Origin of the sequence: Pedobacter immunditicola, assembly GCF_037482985.1 — a bacterium.
GTDB classification, from domain to species: domain Bacteria; phylum Bacteroidota; class Bacteroidia; order Sphingobacteriales; family Sphingobacteriaceae; genus Pedobacter; species Pedobacter immunditicola.
This window is the reverse complement of record NZ_JBBHKC010000008.1, coordinates 258,952-279,861: the sequence shown is the minus strand read 5'-3', so window position 1 is coordinate 279,861 and position 20,910 is coordinate 258,952. Positions and strand designations below refer to the sequence as shown.

Sequence of the window (20,910 nt, the reverse complement as noted above, 5' to 3'; positions counted from 1 at the left end):
TAAATAGTCTGCCTTTTTTGTTTACAGCCTATTTTTTGTCATAAAAACTAAAAATCAGATATTCTCCACCGCTCTTATGGAACTTTTTTCGCTTTAGATTGTTTGTAGTGTAGACTTCAATCAATTAAAAGACAAATAAATTACTGATGAAAATCGCTTATATATCAACGTATCCTCCCCGTGAGTGTGGCATTGCCACGTTCAATTACAATTTACTGAATGCCATTGGTTTTGATAAAAAAACAATTTCTAAGGAAAGTTTTGTGGTTGCAATGAGTGATTCCGATCGCCTTGACACCTATAAATTTCCTCAGGAAGTTAAATATATCATCAGACAAGACAATCAAAAAGATTATATAAGGGGTGCTGATTATATTAACACCAGTTTATCGGATGTATGTGTTTTAGAACATGAGTTTGGTATTTATGGTGGTGATAATGGTGTATATGTACTTCCCATGATTGCCAGGATACAAAGACCGCTAATAACGATCCTTCATACAATTTTAAAAGATCCCAATTTCATGCAGCTCACCATCGTGAGGGAAATTGCAAAGCATTCTGCTAAAATTGTGGTGATGAGTCACCGGGCAGTTGGCTTTTTAACCAGCATTTATGATATCCCGCTGAGTAAAATTCAGCTGATAGAGCATGGGGTTCCTGACTATGAACCTAAAAAGGATAATCCCGTTAAAAATTCCAAAATCTTCAGGAACAAAAAGATAATGTTCACTTTTGGGTTAATTAGCAGAAATAAAGGGCTGGAAACAGTGATTCAAGCCCTGCCTAAAATCGTTGAGAAACATCCCAATGTATTATATGTTATATTAGGTACCACGCACCCCGGGGTTATTCGTAATTCCGGCGAAGAATACCGTGATAGCCTTAGAAAGCTTGCCCGAAAATTAGATGTGGAGAATAATGTCGTCTTCATTAATAAGTTTGTTGTTGAGGAGGAATTATATGATTTCCTTACGGCATGCGACTTATATGTCACTCCTTACCTCAATGAGGCACAAATTACCAGTGGAACACTGTCATATGCTGTAGGTTCGGGTGCTGCAGTAATTTCTACACCCTACTGGCATGCACAGGAACTGCTTGCAGATAACAGGGGCAGGTTGTTTGATTTTAGAAATCATGAAGCTTTGTCAAATATCGTCAATGAACTATTTGATGAGCCGGACAAACTTGCACTCCTAAAAAAGAATGCTTATCAGTACGGAAAGCACCTTCGATGGCCCACTATTGGAAAGGTTTTCATTGATGCTTTAAAACAGGCTATTACAGATGCTAATCAGGCCAATGAGCAACATAAGCCGATCATTGATCCTGATTTAATGCCTGCTTTTAGTCTGGCGCATATCCAGCGATTAACAGATGATACAGGCATAGTTCAACATGCTAAATACGGGATACCTAATTTAAAAGAGGGTTATTGCCTGGATGATAATTCACGCGCGTTGATTGCAGTGATTCTTGCCTACCAGCAGAACAAGAGTAAAACGGCAATAGAACTTATTCCTGTCTACTTGAGTTATATTCAATACATGCAATGCGATGATGGAAACTTCAGGAACTTTTTAAGCTTCAGGAGGGAATACTTAGATGATGTGGGTTCTGAAGATTCATTTGGAAGGACGATCTGGGCATTAGGGTACTTGATCAATAATGCACCTAACAACTCCTACCGTGAATTTGGCAAGGAATTGTTTGATAAATCCGTCCCGCATTTCTCCCAACTGGAGCACCTCCGGGGAATTGCCAACACGATGATCGGGCTGAGCCATTATTTAAAAGCTCATCCTTATGATGAGGGTATGATTGAGCATATGGATAACCTGGCTAAGCCATTAATCACAGCATTTAAGAGTAATAAGGGCGAAAACTGGCATTGGTTTGAGGAACAGCTTACTTATGATAATGGTATTTTGCCGCTGGCGCTTTTATCCCATTATGAAATTACCCATAATCAGGAATCATTAGACATTGGCTTGGAAAGTATGGAGTTTCTAACGATGCTCACCCTTGATAAAGGATACCTTAGTCCGATTGGCAATGATGGATGGCTGTACAGAACTAAAGAAATGGCTATCTATGATCAACAGGCTATTGAAACGATGGCTATGGTGCTGATGTACTTCAAAGGTTACCAGATTTCACATGATTTGAAATACATCAGACAGATGTACCTGAGTTACCAGTGGTTTCTCGGTGAAAACAGCTTAAGGCTTCCACTTTACGATCATGAAACCAAAGGCTGTGGCGATGGCTTGCAACCGCACGGCGTTAACCGTAACCAAGGCGCAGAAAGTACCCTTGCTTACTGGATCTCGCATTTAGCAGTCCTCAAGGCGCTGGAATTTGAATATGAATTTATTCACAATAACGAGATATATGATACTCAGAAAATAGTAGCTTCTCAACCATAACTGAAGGATGAAGATTGCTATATTAGCGCCAGTGGCCTGGAGAACCCCTCCACGCCACTATGGCCCCTGGGAACAGATCGCCTCGAACCTTGCCGAAGGATTGGTCAATAAAGGTTTTGACGTTACTCTCTTTGCAACGGGTGATTCATTGACTAAAGGTCAATTACAATTTGTGGTTGAAAAAGGTTACGAAGAAGATCGCTCACAGGATGCCAAGGTGCTGGAATGCCTGCATATCAGCCACCTGATGGAACAATCAAGTTCGTTTGAGCTGATCCATAACCACTTCGATTTTCTGCCCCTCACCTATTCGAAATTAATCAGCACGCCCATGATAACAACTATTCATGGCTTCTCTTCAGAGAAGATTGTTGAGGTGTACCAGAAATATAACAACAATAGTTATTATGCCGCGATAAGTGATGCCAACAGGCACCCAAACCTTCAATATCTGGGAACTGTTTACAACGGGCTAAACACGAGTCATTTTACTTATAATGAGCACCCTGAAGATTACCTGTTGTTCTTCGGCAGGATACATCCGGATAAAGGAACGGCAGAAGCCATTCAAATATCAAAACAAAGTAAAAGGCGCTTAATTATTGCGGGAATTGTTCAGGATGAGGTTTATTTCAAAGAAAAGATTGAGCCACTTTTAGATGACCATATCACATTTATAGGTGCTGCAGGACCTGAAAAAAGAGATGAATTAATAGGCAAAGCCTATGCACTTTTGCATCCCATTAACTTTGATGAGCCTTTTGGCTTAAGTGTTGCCGAAGCGATGCTATGCGGAACGCCTGTTATTGCTTTTAACAGGGGCTCTATGCCAGAATTGATTAGTGATAAGGTGACAGGCTATTTAGTGAAGGATGTGGCGGAGGCGGCAGCAATGGTAGAACAGATAAAGGGGATTTGCAGGATGGATTGCCGCGATTGGGCCATCAGCAAATTTTCCACAGAAAAAATGGTAGAAGATTATATCACCCTCTACCATCAAATTCGGAAAACCTAAAAACTTGTTTGACTCACTGAAGCTTTAAGCTAGTTTTACTTACTGAAGCCTTGAGCTTGTTCAACAACGTTTCTAAATTCACTGTAACAAACGAAGAACAATAGTCCGATAAGCCATAAGGAATGATGAGTTCCCCATTGTTTATAATTGAACCGCAAGAGTAAAGCACATTTGGCACATAACCTTCGCGTTCCTCTATATTCGGCATTACTAAGGGCTCGTGCAGGCGGCCAATCTCAATAGAAGGATCTTCTAAATCTAATAAACAAGCACCAAGGCAGTATTTACGCATCGGGCCAACACCATGCGTAATCACCAGCCAACCCTCTTCTGTTTCAATGGGAGACCCACAGTTCCCAATTTGAACATATTCCCAGGGGAACTCAGGCTCCTGAAGCTTTATGGGGTTGTCCCACACAGTCAATCTGTCTGAATACATCAGGTAATTATTAAACCCGTCAATACGGGACATCATGGCATATTTACCATTGACTTTTCTGGGAAATAAAGCCAGATTTTTATTCCTTGCACCTGAACCATGAAGCGGACTCACTTTGAAGTCGTAAAAATCAGTAGTTTCCAATAATTTAGGCATAATTATCGCACCGTCGAAAGCGGTATAAGTAGCATAGTAAACGATGCTTCCGTCGTCATTTATAAAACGTACGAAGCGCGCATCTTCAATCCCTTTACGTTCAAATTCCGAAATAGGGAAAATTACGCGGTCTGAAATGTCCGTATCTCTTGAAAAACTAATCTCATGGTAAGCATCAGACAACCATAATACCTTATCGTATTCCAGTTTTTTAAGATCATTCTCCTGCAGATTTTTGGAGTCCAGGATAACCCTTCTTAATAAAGAATAATCAAATTTATCCTGCAATCTACTGCCAACTTCATCTAACACTTCTATATCAATCTTGGAATCAATGGCCTTTTTAAGAAAAAGCTTTTTATCATAAACTGCATTGCGGATCACTTCAGCCTCATCAATATAATTACCTGCAGCAGTTACAAAAATATTATTGTGCCTGTCTATTAAGGCTCTTCTAAAAACCACAGAAGAAATATGACCTTCACCCACAGCCCTAAAACTGATGATAACCCGCTTTTCACCTTCCACTAAATCAGTTTGATCAGGATCCTGTACAATGGAGGGGTTAAAAAATGCTGCAGATTCTATGGAATATTCATGGGTAAAATAAGATCCGATTAATAGACGCTGGTATTTATCCAAAATATCATAATCAACCCCCATGGAGTCCATGATATATTTAAGCTTCTTACAATGTCTTGCCAGGATCTTGGTAATGTTACGGTGCCGTTTGGAATACTCCTGAAGCAAGGGAGAAATTTGCGAAAAAACTTCCTCTTTAGTTAACTTAAGCACCAGCCTTATGATTTGTTGTGCACGCTGTTCTCCGTTAAAAAAAAATCTTGCAATTACACGTTTTGGATCAGGATATACTTTAACAGGTTTACGGTCAATTTGTAGTCTCATAGATTAACAACGTTTATAAGGGATATAATAGTTTTATAAAAATTAAAATACTTTAATTTTAAGCACCCCACTTTTTTTAAAACCTTACGTCATAAAGCAAAAGTACTGCCAAAAAGTTATTCATACAACTGACGAATTAACAATTATAGTCAAAATGACTGAAGGCCAGGTTTACCTCAGTCAATTGTAGATTCCAATGATTGTCACCACAAAATAATATGTATGGAGCTAGTAAAATTTATCATCCTATGAATTAACAAGTTAACAAAAACCGCTCTCAGGGCAGCTGAGAACCACAATCGCTTTGGCACAGCTATTGACTATATGACATCAATGGTCAGAAAATATAAACACGCAAATGGCCTTATTTATAAATTAAAACAAAAAGAAAAGATGAAAAAGTTATTATTATCAATGGTTGCAGTTGTAGCATTTGGTTTATCAACACAAGCCCAAACAGAAAAAGGAAATGTATTATTAGGCGGAAATGTAGGTTTTAACACATCGAAAACAGACGGTGCAGCTAAATCTGATGTTAGTTTTAACATTGTACCTAGTGTAGGTTATTTTGTAAGCGATAATTTTGCAATTGGTACAGGTGTTGGTTACACTTATGACAAACAAGTAAGCGATAACAATTTAAACCAAGCATTTCAAGTTTCACCATTCGGTCGTTACTATGTTGACCTGTCTGACCAGTTCAAATTCTTCGGACAATTATCAGTTCCAATGGCATTTGGAAACAACAAATTTGTGAGTGACCAAGGAGATGTTGCTGATGATAAATATGCGAGCACAACCAGCATTGGTGTAAACCTTGCTCCGGGATTTGCTTTTTATCCAACAAAGAGAATCGGTATAGAATTTTCAGTTAATGGATTAGCTTACAACCACTTCAAAGTTAAAGACGAAGTGACAGGTGGTGAAAGCAAAAATAATTCATTTGGTTTAGATGCTGATACCTTTGCTCCTAAGTTAGGTGTAATGTTCCACTTCTAATCAGAATAAGCAACATTCAAAATTGCTAATTTCATTATAAAAAAATGCCCTGGTTATTCGCCAGGGCATTTTGTATTTATAATACTCTACCATTCTTCTCCACTTCCCTGTCAATTTCTATGATATCAACCTGATCAGACTGTATGAAATCACCGATCAGGTATTTATTAAAGTGATCGGCGAGTTTCCAGAAAGCATATTCAGTTAATTCACCAAAGTGATGGCGCTGGCCGGGCAAGATTACAAATTCAAACCTTTTACCAGCTTTCATCAATGAATTTGCTAATCTGACGGTATTTGCCGGGTGAACATTATTATCAATATCACCCGTCATGATCATCAGGTGCCCTTTCAGGTTTTTCGCCAGTTCGGGGTTTTTATCAATATTGTACTTAAAAGTAGTATCACCTTTAGAAATAATCTCTTTCACACCATGGTGCTTTTCACTCCACCAGCGGTTGTAAATGCTATTGTCATGGTTACCCGCTTTAGAAACAGCAGCTTTAAAGAAATTAGGATAGACCAGCATGGCAGCGGTTGACATAAAACCACCACCCGAATGTCCGGTAATACCCACCCTGGAGATGTCAATAAAAGGATGTCTTGCAGCCAATTGCTCTGCAGCAGCCTTTTTATCAGCCAGCCCATAATCTCTTAGGTTTCCATAACCAAAAGTATGGTACCACTTGGAGCGTGCCGGGTTACCACCCCTGTTACCTACAGAAACCACAATATAGCCTAACTGTGCCAAACGATCCGTATTATCCATGCTTTTAGTAAAAGATTTGTTTACAGCTTCGGTCTGAGGCCCCGGGTAGACATATTGGATGATAGGGTATTTTTTATTGGCATCGAAATCAAATGGCTTATACATTACCCCATAAATATCCGTTATACCATCATCTGCTTTCACCTTAAAAGGCTCAGGAAATTTGTAACCGCTTGCCATTAATAAAGAAAGATCAGCAGTTTCCAAATCCATGATCTGGTTGCCATTTCCATCCATTAAAACAGATTTAGGGACGCTATTAACCCTGGAGAAGTTGTTCACAAAGTAACGAGCCTCGTCGTTCATGTTCACCTCATGGTTAAAATTCCCCTTGTTCAAAAGCTTCATCCCAGAACCATCAAAATTCACGCGGTAAAGGTGCATATAATAAGGATCCTCATCTTGTTCCCTCCCATTGGCAGTGAAATATAAGACCCTGTTTTTGTGGTCTATGTTCACTATACTCTCACAGTGGAAAGAACCACTGGTCATTTGATTTTTCAACTTTCCGTTAGCGTCAAACAAATAAAAATGAGCCCAACCGTCCCTTTCAGACCAATGGATAATCTCCTTCCCATCATTTACCAATCCCGGTCTGTTAATCTCCACATAAGTATTAAAGCGCTCATCAATCAAAGTAGTAATCTCCTGCGTATGGATATCAACCATACAGATATCAATCCTTTTCAAATCCCTGCTGGTACGCGAGAAGTAGATCTTACTATTGTTACCCAACCACAAAGAAGGCCTGAATTCATCATCGCGATCTTTATTTAAAAAAGGTGCCGGCCAGATGGATACAGATTGATCCTTAAATGCAGCAGTATTTAGTTTTTTAAACGTTTTTGCCTGAAAATCAAATAAAAGTATTTCATCCACGGGAGCTTCTTTTTCACCGGGCATATGATACTTGTAAGTTTCAATGGTAGGCCTTGGAGATGCAGTGCTATTGATCACCCATAAATCTTTGACCTTCCGTGAATCTCTGCGACTTAACACAAAGTGTTTAGCATTTGGAGACCACATCACATACGCTCGACGCCTTTTCTTGTTATTTTTCTCATTTGCCACATTGTCTTCACCATCACCATCACTACCATAAGCATAGAATTTCTCCCCATCTTTAGTCAGCTGATGTTCCACAATCGTACTATCTTCCTCATTCTTAACCGCTTTTTTGTAGTTCTCCTTATTCATCCAATACAAATTATAATTGCGGGAGAATATAACAGCAGAAGAATCAGGTGCTACAGCTCCCCATGATGGTTTTGCCTTAGCCTTAGCGTAATCAGGAACTTCGGTAAGCTTTTGGGAAGCGATATCATAATTAAAGAAAAATATTTTCTTTTGCATGGAATCAGCAGCCTTTTTATCTTTTCTATCCTTCTTTATTTCATCAACAGAACTTTTAACCTCGAAGGTGATACTTTTCTCATCACTAGAGAATTTCAATTCTTCGATAGGCAGATGTTGTGCATCAAAGGGATCACGAACTATGCGGGTAATGTCGGCAGCCAATTTTTCATTGTTGAATATGACTTTCTTAGTTCTGCTTGCGGGATCCACCATGTACCAATGCTTTCCATTTGGAGTTTCATACTCATACCAAAAACGATTACTCAGCTTCAACCAATGTGGATCTACCGAAGTGGAGAACACCATTTTTTTTAGTTTAGCAGGTGAAAATCCGGACGCGAGCTGATAGTTAGCTTTCGGAGAGCTTGTGACCTGTTCGCTTATAGTAAAGGTTTTGTTTTGAGCAGCAAGGTCATCATAAGAAACCAGCACTAATAAGAGCAGGATGTAGAATTTATTCATGTATGTAATCTTAATAAATGCCTAAAATATTGAATTATTACACCACATCTTTACCCGACATTGTAATAAATAAGATATCTTCATAGTTTTGCACAGTATTCAGAGATTTAGCGTTATCAAATTACCTGGAACTCATCTAAGCAAATAAGGCTTACGATTGCTGCATCACCTATAAAAGACAAATTATATTTTAATGAAAAACCATTTCTTATCCATTGCCGCAGCAGCGCTTTTACTAGTCGCCGGTTGCCAATCAAAAACGCCAAGTGACGACAAGGTCGGCAAAGACCTGCTGCTCGCCGAAACAAGTGTTAATCCTGAAGAAAAAGCCGAAAAGCCTGTCGACGTCGCTAAAATTGAGGTCGCTGATGCCAAGACAATTTTAGCGAGGAAACAAGTTCCCGTGTTGTGTTACCATCAGGTTCGCGACTGGAAACCTACAGATTCCAAGGCTGCTAAAGATTACATCATCCCGATTGCCACCTTTAAGGAACATATGAAAATGCTTGCCGATAGTGGTTACAAAACCATTTTACCGGATCAATATTATGCTTATCTAAACAATGGCACCCCACTTCCTGAAAAGCCGATCATGATTACTTTTGATGATACGGAAAAGAATCAATTTGCCATTGCGGCTCCTGAAATGGAAAAATATGGTTTTAAAGCGGTATTTTTTATCATGACAGTAGCTATTGGAAGGCCCAATTATATGACAAAAGATGACATTAAGGCATTGGCTGATGCTGGAAATGTGATAGGATCTCATACCTGGGATCACCATAATGTTAAAAAATACCAAGGAAAAGATTGGGAAATTCAGATTGAAAAACCAACAAAAACACTGGAAGCGATCACCGGTAAAAAAGTAACTGATTTTGCCTTTCCTTTCGGATTATGGAACCCGGAGGCGATACCAGAGCTTAAAAAGCGCGGCATGAAATCAGCTTATATTTTAGCAACGAAGCGTGATGAAAATGATCCGTTATATACGATCAGAAGAATCATATCAAGTGGTTATTGGAATGCGAATACGTTGAGTAACAGCATCAAAAACAGTTTTTAAAATAGCCTATCCTGTACGAGACTGGAATCTTTTGCCCTGAAAAAGGGCAAAACTTCCTAGGTCTCTTGACAGGATAGGCTATTTTATATTTAGTATCCGGGCAGGGAGGTTAGGATACTTGGAAGAGGGGTATTTGGCGAAGCTTGGCAAGTTTATTTTGAGTGAGTCAGGTTACCTGATGTTCTTTTTGCTTTGAAAACGGTTGAAAGAATTTAACTCAAATGTTCTCTTGCTAGTATAGCGATTCAGCTTAAGAGTTAAGGCGTATTTTCCGCTATTTCAACAGAACCAGTGATTATCAATTCATTTGGTTCAAGAATCCAACAGCAAAAAGCCAATCTTACTAATTGATATCTTTAATAATGTATTTCTTGTTATTGAAACTAATGGAATCATTAACCTTCTTTCCCAAAAGCAACTGCCCTATTGGCGACAGTGCAGAAATGGCGAAAAAAGGTTTCCCATCAACACTCAACTGACCAACACTGATACTGATGTAAAACACACCTTCTGAGGTTTCCACCAAGCTACCACTTTTAACCCGATCACTCTTTGGTGTGTCTTTGATAGCTTCCAGCACCCGTAGATTTTGTTTCGCGTCCATCAGCAAGCTTTTATTCCTGGTAATATCCTGTTGCATCATTTCGCGTGTAGTTTCAAACTTGTCGCCAGCACTGCTTTTAGTATCATCATTACTGGCTTCACGAGCCTGTTCCAATGCGGTTTCTGCAGTTTCAATTCTTTGTCCCATTAAATCCTGACACAGATGATATAACTGAGCTTTAATATTTTCCATTTCTATTTGCTGTAATCTTAATCCTCAACCCAGGTCACCTTTGTGGCAATAGGCGTTCTTTTAACCGGAGCAGGTTCCTCCTCATAATAACCCATGTAAAAAAAGCCATAGCACTTTTCATTTTCAGCCAAATTCAGGAACTCGCCTAATTCAGTGATTAAACCTGGCGAACTCCAATAAGCACCTACATTCAAAGCCTCAGCCGTAAGCGCCATATTTTGAACAGCACAAGCTAAGGAGGCAACCTCCTCCCATTCGGGCAATTTTTCAGGATGCAACTGTGCATTGAGGGCAATTACACAACTGGCCTGATCTATTTTTGCGGTGATGCTATCATATTTCTTTTGCAAAAATAAAGCCGGAGGAGTAGTATCCTTATAAATACGTGCCAGCTCGAATCCTAGTCTTTTCTTTCCTTCTCCTCTGAAGACAACAAACCGCCAGGGCTCCGTTAATTTATGCGTAGGTGCATAATTTGCGTTTTCCAGAAGCTGTTTAATTACTTCAACAGGAACTTCCTTTTGATTATAATTTATAGGAAAAATACTCCGTCTTCTTTGTATAATCTCTGTAAGGATATTGATTTCAGCTGCCATATGATCTCTTTGTAAACTCAAAAAGCAAAGTTAACCTTTAAGGTTACAATCAAGCCTGTTCCCAATAAATTTAATATTATGAAATGTCCTGCAATGCCATACAAAGCAGAAGTTAAACCTAACTTCTGACTTCGGGCAATCTTTAAAAAAGCGATAAATTAATTCTGAAAATTATGAATATTGTTTTTTGATTCTTTCCAATAAAGCTTTTGTTTTCCTAACACCCTCTTCCTCCGACAAGTTGGATCCCTCATATTCAATGCCGACGATCCCAGTCCATTTAGCGTCTTTTACAGATTTGAATATACGGTCATAATCAATGGTCAATTCATTCCCATTTCCATCAAAATCCATGGATTTGGCACTTAACCCTTTAGCAAAAGGCAACAGATCCTTTACACCCTGGTATTTATCGTACTCACGCGTGGCACTCACTTTAAAATTCCCAAAATCCGGCAGGGTACCGCAATAAGGATTGTTCACTTGTTTCATCACCGATGACAACCATTTGCCATCAGAAGAGTAGCCGCCATGGTTTTCCACAATAATATTAATTTGATGCTTCTTACCATATTCAGCCAGTCTGCCTAAACCATCCACGGCAGCAGTTTTAACTTCATCCTCAGTACCTTTACCAGCAGCATTAACACGGATCGTTTTGCAACCCAGCGCTTTCGCAGCTTCTACCCATTTGTAATGATTTTCAACAGCCTGAATACGGTTTTTTTCATCCAAGTCGCCCAAATTGCCTTCACCATCAACCATGATCAGGTGATTTTGAATCCCTTCATTTTTAGTTCTGTTTAACAATTCTTTAATGTATGCGGGGTCAGATTCGCTCTTTTTAAAGAAAACACTCACATATTCTACAATATCAATCCCAAAATCATTCTTAGCTATTAAAGGAAAATCCATATTTGTCATTTTCCCGGCAAACAATGCTTTATGAAATGACCACTCTGCTAAAGAGATCTTAAAAAACTCCTTTTTAGCAAAAGCAGCTACGTCAAATGGCATCAAAGAGGAAAGCCCTGCAGCAGCAGATAACATCCCCATATCTTTCAAAAAATTCCTACGGCTAGTTGATTTCATGATTATTGGTTCAAATATTTATAATGTTTATAGTTCTAAAGTAATGAAAATCCATAGCAGTATTCTATTTTTTTTGTAGTTATTTACCTGTTTCCATATGAGGTGCATCTACAGGTTTTGATTCAGGAGAGCCCTTTTGTCTTAAGTAAATGGTTAAGAACACAATAGACAAAACGGATAAAAATTCACTTTGCCAGTTTTGAAACGTTTCAAACCAAAACCGGGGTTCTATCAGAAACTCCACGACGGTAGCTGTAGGCTTGTTCAATAACATTTGCTCTACATTATGATCTCGCAAGCTTCCGTACAAATGCATGCCCCAGCTTAATAGGAATAAAATAGAAAAAGCAATACCTAATGAGTTACTGTATAATTTCAAGATCCAGCCACCTTTTTTCACCGGCCATGGGGCATCTTCGGAGGGCACCGGTTCACGATCCACTTCTTCCTCTTCATCCAATGATTTAGATTCTGCAGAGCCAATTTGCCTTAGCTTAACAGTAAGTAAAACATACAAGGCCATTTGTAGAAATTCACTTTCAAAATTTTCAAAGGTAGCCGAGATGAAATGACCACTTTGCAGGTAAGTCCTAAACTCCAATTCTTTCGCATTTTTATCCTGAAGTTCCTCATTATGTTCTTTCCAACCCGCATAGGCCTGGGCGCTCAGGGTTAAAAGAAAAATAAACAAAAAAACGAGGGACAAGCTGTTACGATAGAAAAATGAATGTTTTTTCTCTGGCTTTTTCATGATGTTGCTATTTGGTACAACAACAAAACACCATTACAAATAGTTTAATTAATCATTAACACTTAGTTCTCCAGAGTAGCAAGGGATTAGGTAGCCCAAAAAAGAAACAAAAGACTATCCTGCACTGCCTTTTAAAGAGGAATACAGTCACCTGATTTAGGCAGTGAATTAGAAAATGTTCAGAACCAAATTAATTTCAAAACTTAGCCTTTCGCATTATTACCTTACATCATCCCTTACTTTGTCTGCAGTACCTCTTCCAGGAAGATAGATTTGCAAGCCAAATTGTAAGTTTAAGTTATTTTGATAATTGGTACTTCCAAAACCGGCTAAACCATTATATTTAAACAAGGCTTCCACACCGATATTGGGGGTAATGAAATAAGCAAAACCAGGACCAAGGCTAAAATTAAGACCATTAGTAGAACCCCCACCGTCGCTCACGTTCTGACCACCAAAACCAACCGTAGCCTCGCCAAATAAACGACCATGTCTCAATACTTCCACATCAGAACCCGTGTAATACCTTGCCATAGGACCAACTCCGTAGGTGGTGGTGGTGGTTTGACCTTTTGCCGTTTGAATTCCAAACTCTACATAAGCACCGACGGCTACATTATCTTTAATGAACCAGGCGGCTTTTGGCGTAAGGAAGGCATTAAAGACGTTTGGCCTGTCTAAATCCAGACTGATATCTGCAAAGTTGGCCCCTACCATCACATTACCTTTTTGAATTTGTGCACTTGAGGAAAGCCCTACCCCTACAAGTGCCGTTAATAAGAAAATAGATAAACTTTTCATAACATATTCTTTAAATTCACGGTTAATTAAAACTAGAACACACTTTGTAAAAAATTGTTTATCAAAAGATTACAATGTTTTTTGTTTAAATAATAGTTGGTTTCCTGCCTAAAATTTCTTATGTTATATAAGCGCAGTTGATAACGCTTTGAGAAATTAAATTTCACATGAAGGCTAAATATTAAATGATATTTATCAAATTCTCTTAGATCGTTTAGCCCATCGATTCTACACTTCATAATTCAGGCGAAAATGTCAGCTATCTTGAATACTCATTTTTAGTTGACCAGGATTTGCCGGGATTTCTTTGAAAAGCAATAATTAAATCATGGCAATATGTAGATCTTATGTAATTTAACAAACTATATAGCTACATGCACCCTTGCCTCATAAAAACCATTTTATAAATTTTGACTACCTTTGCAAATAATTTTTTAAGCATATATGATTTCAGTTTCTAATTTATCTCTGCGTTACGGAAAACGTACCTTATTTGAAGATGTTAACCTAAAATTTACCCATGGCAATTGTTACGGTGTAATTGGTGCTAACGGAGCAGGTAAATCAACCTTCCTAAAAATTCTTTCTGGTGAAGTTAACCAAACCTCTGGTAGCGTGGCTTTTACACCGGGGGAAAGAATGGCCGTATTAAAACAAAACCATTACGAGTTTGATGAATTCTCCGTTCTTGAAACTGTTATGATGGGTTACAAGGAACTGTACGATATCATGAAGGAGAAAGATGCCATCTATTTGAAGGAAGATTTCACCGATAAAGATGGGGAGCGCGCGGGAGAACTTGAAAATAGGTTCGCCGAAATGGATGGCTGGAACATGGAAAGCAATGCTGCCACCATGCTCAGCAATTTGGGTATCAAGGAAGAACAACACTATAAACTACTTAAAGAAATTGACGGTAACCAGAAAGTACGTGTTTTATTGGCACAGGCTTTATTTGGTAACCCTGACGTCTTGCTCTTAGATGAGCCTACCAACGATTTAGATATAGATACCATTGCCTGGCTGGAAAACTTCCTGGCAGATTATCAGAGTATTGTATTGGTGGTCTCTCACGACAGGCACTTTTTAGATGCCGTTTGTACACATATTGTTGATATTGATTTCAGCAAAATGAATATCTACTCTGGTAACTATACCTTCTGGTATGAGTCTAGCCAGCTTGCCTTGAAACAACGCAGTGACCAGAACAAAAAACTGGAAGATAAGGTTAAAGAACTGCAGGAATTTATTCAAAGGTTCAGTGCTAATGCATCCAAATCAAAACAGGCAACCTCCCGTAAAAAGGCCTTGGACAAGATCGACCTAACGGAAATTCAACCTTCCAGTCGTAAATATCCTGCCATTTTATTTAACAATTTAGGCAGAGAAGCCGGAGATCAGATTCTGCAGGTGGAAAACTTATCGAAGGTTTCCAACGGCGAAGTGATGTTTAAGGGCGTTAACTTCATGGTGAATAAAGGCGATAAAATTGCTGTAATTTCCCAGAACAGTTTAGCAACTACCGCCTTCTATAACGTGTTAACTGGTCGTGATAAAGATTATACAGGCGATTTTAAATTTGGCGTCACCATTAATGTGGCCGATATACCGAATGATAATTCTGACTATTTCAACGGTAAAGACATGAACCTTGTTGATTGGTTAAGAGAATATTCTGATACGGATAAAGATGAGCAGTTTGTGAGAAGCTTCCTGGGCCGTATGTTATTCTCTGGTGAAGAAGTATTGAAAAACTGTAAAGTATTGTCTGGTGGTGAGAAAATGCGTTGTATGTTCTCCCAGATGATGCTGAAACACCCAAACTTGTTGTTATTTGATGAGCCAACCAATCACCTGGACCTGGAATCGATTACTGCACTTAACAACGGTTTGAAGGACTTTAGAGGCACCGCCCTGTTTACTTCCCGTGACCATGCCTTAACAGAATCTGTGGCTACCCGAGTGATCGAACTTACGCCAAGAGGGAGCATAGACAGAATGATGACTTACGATGATTACATCACAAGCGAAGAAATAGCTGATTTACGTGTCGAAATGTACAAGTAAAAGAATATAAATTACGTTAGCGGGCCGTATCATCTACAGGATGATACGGCCCGTTTTTGTACATCCACAGTAGATCGGCTACGATTTCTGTATAAGCTTACGACAATAGATCGTTACCTTCAAATACAGCACTCCATAAAACAAAAAAGGCGCGGATAAACCGCGCCTTTAATAGTTATTTCTTTAAGAACTAGTGACCAGCATGGCCATCAGCGCCATGAGCATGACCATGACTTAATTCTTCAGCCGTTGCTTCACGTTCTGAAAGAATCTTACCAGCAAAAATTAAGTTTTTACCAGCCATTGGATGATTTAAGTCAACCGAGATAGATTCTTCGTGAACTGCAGTAACACCAGCTCTAAAATGGTTTCCCTGGTTATCCTGTAAAGGAATAACATCTCCAACATTAGGAAGATCTACATCCTTAAACATATCTTTAGGTAAATCTGCATAAGCGCCCGGATCGATCTCTCCGTAACCATCCGCAGCAGATAGTTCAAAACTATACTCATCGCCAACGGTCAAGCCAAGCAAATGCTCTTCGAATTTTGGCAACATCATACCTACACCATATAAAAAAACCAGGGCATTTTGCTCATCAGCTTTTTCTACAAAAACTTGTTGTCCTTCTTCGTTCGTCGTATGCAATTCATACGTTAAGGAAACTACTGTATTAGGTTTAATACTCATTAGAATCTTTTTTAATTTATTAATTTTATCGCTTCCTCAACTGTGTTTACAGGCAGCTGACATGATTTATTCCGGCAAATATAGATTTTTGTTTCTAAGCTTTGCCTATCTTTTAACAAAGGTAATGTAGAATTTGTTCCTGCAATTGTAACTTTGTTAGGAATATAAACCGCATTTAACTCCTTTGTTACACTTTCAAGGTCGTTTCCTGTGATAGCGATCTCATTTAAGCTATATACTTCATTTAATAATTGTGTGGCCCAGTTAGAATAAGCAGAACCATAAGTTTTGATCTGTGGCTTCACTGCTGCAAGCATCGCAGACGCTTTTTCAAGGTAGGCGTCATTATCAAACATAAGACCCAATACCTGCAGGTTCTGCGCCATTACAGAATTGGAAGAAGGAATTACATTATCCATGATTTCATGTTTACGCGCTATCAAGGCTTCGCTGCCGGCGCTCGTGTAAAACAACATCGGACTGTCGTTATCATTAAAATCATTCAAAACCTGGTCGGTCAATTTCCTGGCTTCCAGCAACCATGACTCCTTGAAGTCTACAGCATATAAAGCAAGTAAGGCTTCAATTAAAAAAGCATAATCGTCTAAAAACCCAACTATGCTGGCTTTTCCAGATTTATAATTCCGGTACAATCCCCCGTTTTCAGTCCTGAGACTGGTTAATATGAAGTCAGCGGCTTTTTTAGCCATTTCATAGTAAACTGGCTCCTTGAAAACATTGGCACTATCTGCCAGCCCCTTAATCATCATGGCATTCCAGGCCGTAAGGCATTTATCATCCAAACCTGGTCTAACCCTGCGATTGCGCTGTTCCAGTAACCTTTCTTTTGCAAGTTGTACTTTCGATTGAAGTTCTTCTACAGTAATCCCTTTAGCATGTGCAAATTCTTCATCGGTTTTATTTCTGAGCAGGATATTTGTTTCCTCTTCCTCCCAATTACCAGCTTCGGTTACGTTGAAATATGCTGCCATCAGGAGGTGATCACCTTCGGTCAGCACTTCAAATTCATCGGCCGACCAAACATAAAACTTACCCTCTACCCCTTCACTGTCGGCGTCTAAGGCAGCATAAAATAACCCTTCGGGCGAAGTCATCTCCCTTTGCACCCAGGCGATAGATTCTTGGGCAACCTGCTTAAATAAAGGCAATTGAGAAGCTAAATAAGCTTCAGCATACAGGCTGACCAACTGGCCATTGTCGTACATCATTTTCTCAAAATGAGGCACATGCCACCGTTCATCAACCGAATAACGGGCGAAACCGCCACCGATATGATCGTAGATGCCACCAAGGGCCATTTTCTCCAACGTTAACAGGGTGGCTACATGAGTAGCATTGTCATGGGATAAATAGCTATACCGCAGCAAAAACTGCCAGTTGTTGGGCAAAGGAAATTTTGGAGAACGGTTATAACCACCCTGGCTCATGTCAAAAGAACGTTTCCAGGGCTCCACAATTTCTTTTAAATCATCTATGGTATAATCCGCGGTTTTAACATTAGGAATAATCTTCTCTGCGTTTCTGATACCATCTGTTAAACGGTCTGCATACTGCAAAGTTTTTTCCCGTTCTAACTGATACATTTCGGCAATACTAGTCAATACGTTGATCCAATCACTTTTCCCAAAATAAGTTCCGCCATAAATCGGGCGTTGATCGGGCAGGCAAATACAATTCAAAGGCCAGCCACCCTGGCCAGTCATCAGTTGCACAGCCAGCATATAGATCTGATCGATATCCGGGCGTTCCTCGCGGTCAACCTTTATACACACATAATGCTGGTTCATTACTTCTGCCACTTCATGATTTTCAAAACTTTCACGTTCCATAACATGGCACCAGTGACAGGCAGAATAACCGATACTGACCAAAATCAGTTTGTTTTCGGCTTTGGCTTTTTGCAAAGCCTCATCACCCCATTCATACCAATTAACAGGATTATAGGCATGCTGCAATAAATATGGTGAGGATGCCTTAATTAAATGATTTGGTTCATTATTCATACTATAAAGGTAAAAAGATAAATTGTACTTTTACCCTCATGCAGGCAGGATAAAACCTCCTCCATTTACCAGCCTATTCAACTAACCTTTATAATTTTTTATACAGATGAAGATCACCCATACCGAAATTTACCGCTTTAGCATCCCTATGGAGCCCTTTGTAATTGCCACCGGCACCATGCATTTTGCACAGAATGTGTTTATCAGAATTTATACAGATGCAGGGATTTATGGTGTGGGAGAATGTTCAGCTTTCCCCATGATTGTGGGTGAAACGCAGGAAACCTGTATCGCCATGGCAAAAGATTTTGCAAAGATCTGGATTGGCAAGGACCCGCTGGATATCCCCGAAAGGATGAAAGACCTTTTAGGTTATGCAGACCATAATGGCACCATTAAAAGTGCTTTTGACATGGCTTTATTTGATATCGCTGCTAAAAATGCAGGGTTGCCGCTCTACCAGTTTCTGGGCGGTAAAAAGCGGACCATCGAAACCGACATGACCATCGGCATCGGTACGCCAGAAGAAATGACGCAAACAGCGTTGAAATACCAGAGGCAGGGTTGCAATATTTTAAAGATCAAACTTGGAAAAAATGTGCATGATGACATTGAAAGAGTTGCCCAGATCAGGAAAGCAGTGGGTGATGCACCTTCCATCCGTTTAGATGCTAACCAGGGCTGGAGTTTTGATGATGCGCTATTTGCTTTGGCAGCATTGGAAAAATACAATATTGAGTTTTGTGAGCAACCGATGCGCACCTGGTTTGATGACCGCCTTCCGGAATTAAGCCTCAACTCGCCTATCAAGATTATGGCTGATGAAAGTTGCTACATCCACCACGATGCCCGTAAACTGATTAACAGCAAGGCTTGTGAGTACCTGAACATTAAATTTTCAAAATCAGGCGGCATTTTAGAGGCCCAGAAAATTCATGAGGAAGCTTTAAAAACAGGTGTTAAATGCATGATTGGCAGTATGCTGGAAAGCAGGATTGCCTTAAGTGCTAATTTGCATTTTGCATTGGCGAGTCCGAATGTGGTTTTCTTTGATCTGGACACCTGTTTACTGGGTCATTTAGTAGATCCGGTAGTTGGCGGCCTTACTTATGAAGGTTATATGCTTGATGTTCCTGACACCATAGGAATTGGTGCTGATGCAGATGAGGAATTTTTGGAAAGCTGTGAGCAGTGGGTGATTTAAAGTCGACTTATTGTAACAAAAAAATCAAACACTGATCTTATTCACACACCTTATTGCTAAAGCAACCATGCAAATTAAAAACGCGGCCCTCATTTTGTTAATTTTTGTTTGCACCCAAACATTCGCTCAAAGTAAAGGCGACATTGTAATGGGAAGAATTGACACACTTCATTCTGCAATATTGAACGAAAAAAGAGAAATACTGATTTACGTTCCAAAGGCCGGAAATAACAACGTCAAGGTAGAAGCCAGTTATCCGGTTTTGTACCTATTAGATGGTTATGCAGCATTTCATTCGGTAACCGGTGTTGTTCAGCATTTAAGTTCCATTGGAAAGATACCGAAAATGATTGTTGTGGCAATTTCCAATACCGACCGGGTGAGAGACCTTACTCCTACACATTCCACTGAATGGTCTGATGGGACAGTCGATTCTTCCGCACTAAAAACTTCCGGAGGCGGTGAAAAATTCATTTTATTTCTTGAAAAGGAATTGATCCCACATATTGAATCTAACTATCACACTGATCCGTATCGAATGTTTGTTGGCCATTCTTTAGGGGGATTAACTGTGCTGAATACCCTTATTAACCATCCTTCCCTATTTAATTCCTATGTCGCTATTGATCCAAGTATCTGGTGGGATCAGCAATCACTGCTTAAAAAGGCCAACACCGTTTTGGCGCAGAAGAATTTTGCGGGTAAAAAACTATTTTATGCAGCTGCAAATACGATGGAAAAGGGAATGGATATGGTGAGGGTGGTAAAAGACACAGCAATTAAGAATGTGCATGTGAGAAATAACCTCAAATTCCGAGAAGTGCTCTTAAAAAACAAGAAGAACCAATTGGTATGGGACTGGAAATATTACCATGAAGACAACCACTCATCTGTACCACTGATTGCAGCATATGATGCTTTCCGTTCCTTTTTTAAAGGTTTTGAATTAGCCGATGACCTGAATGATCCTTTGGTTGATCTGAAGTTTGTGCAGAATCATTATAAAAAGGTTTCTGCAATGTTGGGATATAATGTAATGCCGCCTGAAAATACAGTTAATATTTTAGGATACATTAATCTCGAAAACAAGGACTATGCTAAAGCCTACAGCTTTTTTAAGATGAATATAGATCTTTACCCTGAAAGTTTTAATGTTTATGACAGTATGGGTGATTATTACATTGCCAGGGGTGACAAAAAGAAAGCTAAGGAATTGCTATTGAAGGCTTTGATGTTAAACGAGCATCATGATACCCGGAAGAAATTTGAAGGTTTGAGATAGTTACGA

General features: G+C 39.3%; 16 protein-coding genes. 7 read left to right on the top strand and 9 right to left on the bottom strand.

Annotated elements, in window-relative coordinates:
* Nucleotides 1–146: 146 nt before the first annotated feature.
* Both WG905_RS15840 and WG905_RS15835 read left to right on the top strand, forming a co-directional pair.
* Complete coding sequence (locus tag WG905_RS15840; RefSeq protein WP_339592718.1) at nucleotides 147–2,432, top strand: glycosyltransferase family 4 protein; 2,286 nt, start codon at nucleotides 147–149, stop codon at nucleotides 2,430–2,432.
* A 7-nt stretch (nucleotides 2,433–2,439) separates the two neighbouring features.
* Nucleotides 2,440–3,447, top strand: a complete 1,008-nt coding sequence (locus WG905_RS15835; RefSeq protein WP_339592717.1) for a glycosyltransferase family 4 protein — start codon at nucleotides 2,440–2,442, stop codon at nucleotides 3,445–3,447.
* Nucleotides 3,448–3,460: 13 nt separating this feature from the next.
* Here WG905_RS15835 and WG905_RS15830 read toward each other — a convergent pair whose 3' ends face one another.
* Nucleotides 3,461–4,948 carry a glycoside hydrolase family 130 protein gene (locus WG905_RS15830; RefSeq protein WP_339592716.1) on the bottom strand — a complete coding sequence of 496 codons (1,488 nt, stop codon included), beginning with the start codon at nucleotides 4,946–4,948 and terminating at the stop codon, nucleotides 3,461–3,463.
* A gap of 333 nt (nucleotides 4,949–5,281) precedes the next feature.
* Here WG905_RS15830 and WG905_RS15825 point away from each other — a divergent pair, with 333 nt between their 5' ends.
* Nucleotides 5,282–5,947 (top strand): outer membrane beta-barrel protein, encoded by a 666-nt coding sequence (locus tag WG905_RS15825; RefSeq protein WP_339592715.1) that lies wholly within the window; start codon nucleotides 5,282–5,284, stop codon nucleotides 5,945–5,947.
* A gap of 76 nt (nucleotides 5,948–6,023) precedes the next feature.
* On the opposite strand, the gene WG905_RS15820 is transcribed toward WG905_RS15825, so the two are convergent.
* Nucleotides 6,024–8,534: a S9 family peptidase gene (locus WG905_RS15820; protein WP_339592714.1), complete on the bottom strand. Its 2,511-nt coding sequence runs from the start codon at nucleotides 8,532–8,534 to the stop codon at nucleotides 6,024–6,026.
* Between the two features lie 193 nt (nucleotides 8,535–8,727).
* Between WG905_RS15820 and WG905_RS15815 the strand changes: the two genes are divergently transcribed.
* Nucleotides 8,728–9,600 (top strand): polysaccharide deacetylase family protein, encoded by an 873-nt coding sequence (locus WG905_RS15815; protein ID WP_339592713.1) that lies wholly within the window; start codon nucleotides 8,728–8,730, stop codon nucleotides 9,598–9,600.
* Between the two features lie 343 nt (nucleotides 9,601–9,943).
* Here WG905_RS15815 and WG905_RS15810 read toward each other — a convergent pair whose 3' ends face one another.
* The 5 genes from WG905_RS15810 to WG905_RS15790 all read right to left on the bottom strand — a co-directional run bounded on the left by WG905_RS15810 (nucleotide 9,944) and on the right by WG905_RS15790 (nucleotide 13,636).
* Complete coding sequence (locus WG905_RS15810; protein WP_339592712.1) at nucleotides 9,944–10,396, bottom strand: 3-oxoacyl-ACP synthase; 453 nt, start codon at nucleotides 10,394–10,396, stop codon at nucleotides 9,944–9,946.
* A gap of 17 nt (nucleotides 10,397–10,413) precedes the next feature.
* Nucleotides 10,414–11,013 (bottom strand): nitroreductase family protein, encoded by a 600-nt coding sequence (locus WG905_RS15805; protein ID WP_339592711.1) that lies wholly within the window; start codon nucleotides 11,011–11,013, stop codon nucleotides 10,414–10,416.
* A 150-nt stretch (nucleotides 11,014–11,163) separates the two neighbouring features.
* The gene (locus tag WG905_RS15800) at nucleotides 11,164–12,084 is read right to left on the bottom strand and encodes a TIM barrel protein (protein WP_339592710.1); all 921 of its coding nucleotides are present in this window, start codon (nucleotides 12,082–12,084) and stop codon (nucleotides 11,164–11,166) included.
* A gap of 79 nt (nucleotides 12,085–12,163) precedes the next feature.
* Nucleotides 12,164–12,835, bottom strand: coding sequence for a DUF6766 family protein (locus WG905_RS15795; protein WP_339592709.1), 672 nt, complete (start codon nucleotides 12,833–12,835; stop codon nucleotides 12,164–12,166).
* 219 nt (nucleotides 12,836–13,054) lie between these two features.
* Nucleotides 13,055–13,636: a hypothetical protein gene (locus tag WG905_RS15790; RefSeq protein WP_339592708.1), complete on the bottom strand. Its 582-nt coding sequence runs from the start codon at nucleotides 13,634–13,636 to the stop codon at nucleotides 13,055–13,057.
* Between the two features lie 444 nt (nucleotides 13,637–14,080).
* On the opposite strand from WG905_RS15790, the gene WG905_RS15785 reads away from it, so the two are divergent.
* Nucleotides 14,081–15,703, top strand: a complete 1,623-nt coding sequence (locus WG905_RS15785; protein ID WP_339592707.1) for an ABC-F family ATP-binding cassette domain-containing protein — start codon at nucleotides 14,081–14,083, stop codon at nucleotides 15,701–15,703.
* A gap of 190 nt (nucleotides 15,704–15,893) precedes the next feature.
* Here WG905_RS15785 and WG905_RS15780 read toward each other — a convergent pair whose 3' ends face one another.
* Both WG905_RS15780 and WG905_RS15775 read right to left on the bottom strand, forming a co-directional pair.
* Nucleotides 15,894–16,394 (bottom strand): FKBP-type peptidyl-prolyl cis-trans isomerase, encoded by a 501-nt coding sequence (locus tag WG905_RS15780; protein WP_339592706.1) that lies wholly within the window; start codon nucleotides 16,392–16,394, stop codon nucleotides 15,894–15,896.
* 11 nt (nucleotides 16,395–16,405) lie between these two features.
* Nucleotides 16,406–18,418 carry a thioredoxin domain-containing protein gene (locus tag WG905_RS15775; protein WP_339592705.1) on the bottom strand — a complete coding sequence of 671 codons (2,013 nt, stop codon included), beginning with the start codon at nucleotides 18,416–18,418 and terminating at the stop codon, nucleotides 16,406–16,408.
* Nucleotides 18,419–18,524: 106 nt separating this feature from the next.
* Between WG905_RS15775 and WG905_RS15770 the strand changes: the two genes are divergently transcribed.
* Together WG905_RS15770 and WG905_RS15765 are read left to right on the top strand one after the other, a co-directional pair.
* The gene (locus tag WG905_RS15770; RefSeq protein ID WP_339592704.1) at nucleotides 18,525–19,622 is read left to right on the top strand and encodes a mandelate racemase/muconate lactonizing enzyme family protein; all 1,098 of its coding nucleotides are present in this window, start codon (nucleotides 18,525–18,527) and stop codon (nucleotides 19,620–19,622) included.
* Nucleotides 19,623–19,689: 67 nt separating this feature from the next.
* Entirely contained in the window at nucleotides 19,690–20,904 is a 1,215-nt protein-coding gene (locus WG905_RS15765) for an alpha/beta hydrolase-fold protein (protein ID WP_339592703.1), read from the top strand.
* The last annotated feature ends 6 nt before the right edge of the window (nucleotides 20,905–20,910 follow it).

Excerpts from the sequence above, each read along its gene's own strand:
- WG905_RS15840 (WP_339592718.1), top strand. The coding sequence starts at position 147 with ATGAAAATCGCTTATATATCAACGTATCCTCCCCGTGAGTGTGGCATT.
- WG905_RS15835 (WP_339592717.1), top strand. The coding sequence starts at position 2,440 with ATGAAGATTGCTATATTAGCGCCAGTGGCCTGGAGAACCCCTCCACGC.
- WG905_RS15830 (WP_339592716.1), bottom strand. The coding sequence starts at position 4,948 with ATGAGACTACAAATTGACCGTAAACCTGTTAAAGTATATCCTGATCCA.
- WG905_RS15825 (WP_339592715.1), top strand. The coding sequence starts at position 5,282 with ATGGTCAGAAAATATAAACACGCAAATGGCCTTATTTATAAATTAAAA.
- WG905_RS15820 (WP_339592714.1), bottom strand. The coding sequence starts at position 8,534 with ATGAATAAATTCTACATCCTGCTCTTATTAGTGCTGGTTTCTTATGAT.
- WG905_RS15815 (WP_339592713.1), top strand. The coding sequence starts at position 8,728 with ATGAAAAACCATTTCTTATCCATTGCCGCAGCAGCGCTTTTACTAGTC.
- WG905_RS15810 (WP_339592712.1), bottom strand. The coding sequence starts at position 10,396 with ATGGAAAATATTAAAGCTCAGTTATATCATCTGTGTCAGGATTTAATG.
- WG905_RS15800 (WP_339592710.1), bottom strand. The coding sequence starts at position 12,084 with ATGAAATCAACTAGCCGTAGGAATTTTTTGAAAGATATGGGGATGTTA.
- WG905_RS15795 (WP_339592709.1), bottom strand. The coding sequence starts at position 12,835 with ATGAAAAAGCCAGAGAAAAAACATTCATTTTTCTATCGTAACAGCTTG.
- WG905_RS15790 (WP_339592708.1), bottom strand. The coding sequence starts at position 13,636 with ATGAAAAGTTTATCTATTTTCTTATTAACGGCACTTGTAGGGGTAGGG.
- WG905_RS15785 (WP_339592707.1), top strand. The coding sequence starts at position 14,081 with ATGATTTCAGTTTCTAATTTATCTCTGCGTTACGGAAAACGTACCTTA.
- WG905_RS15780 (WP_339592706.1), bottom strand. The coding sequence starts at position 16,394 with ATGAGTATTAAACCTAATACAGTAGTTTCCTTAACGTATGAATTGCAT.
- WG905_RS15775 (WP_339592705.1), bottom strand. The coding sequence starts at position 18,418 with ATGAATAATGAACCAAATCATTTAATTAAGGCATCCTCACCATATTTA.
- WG905_RS15770 (WP_339592704.1), top strand. The coding sequence starts at position 18,525 with ATGAAGATCACCCATACCGAAATTTACCGCTTTAGCATCCCTATGGAG.
- WG905_RS15765 (WP_339592703.1), top strand. The coding sequence starts at position 19,690 with ATGCAAATTAAAAACGCGGCCCTCATTTTGTTAATTTTTGTTTGCACC.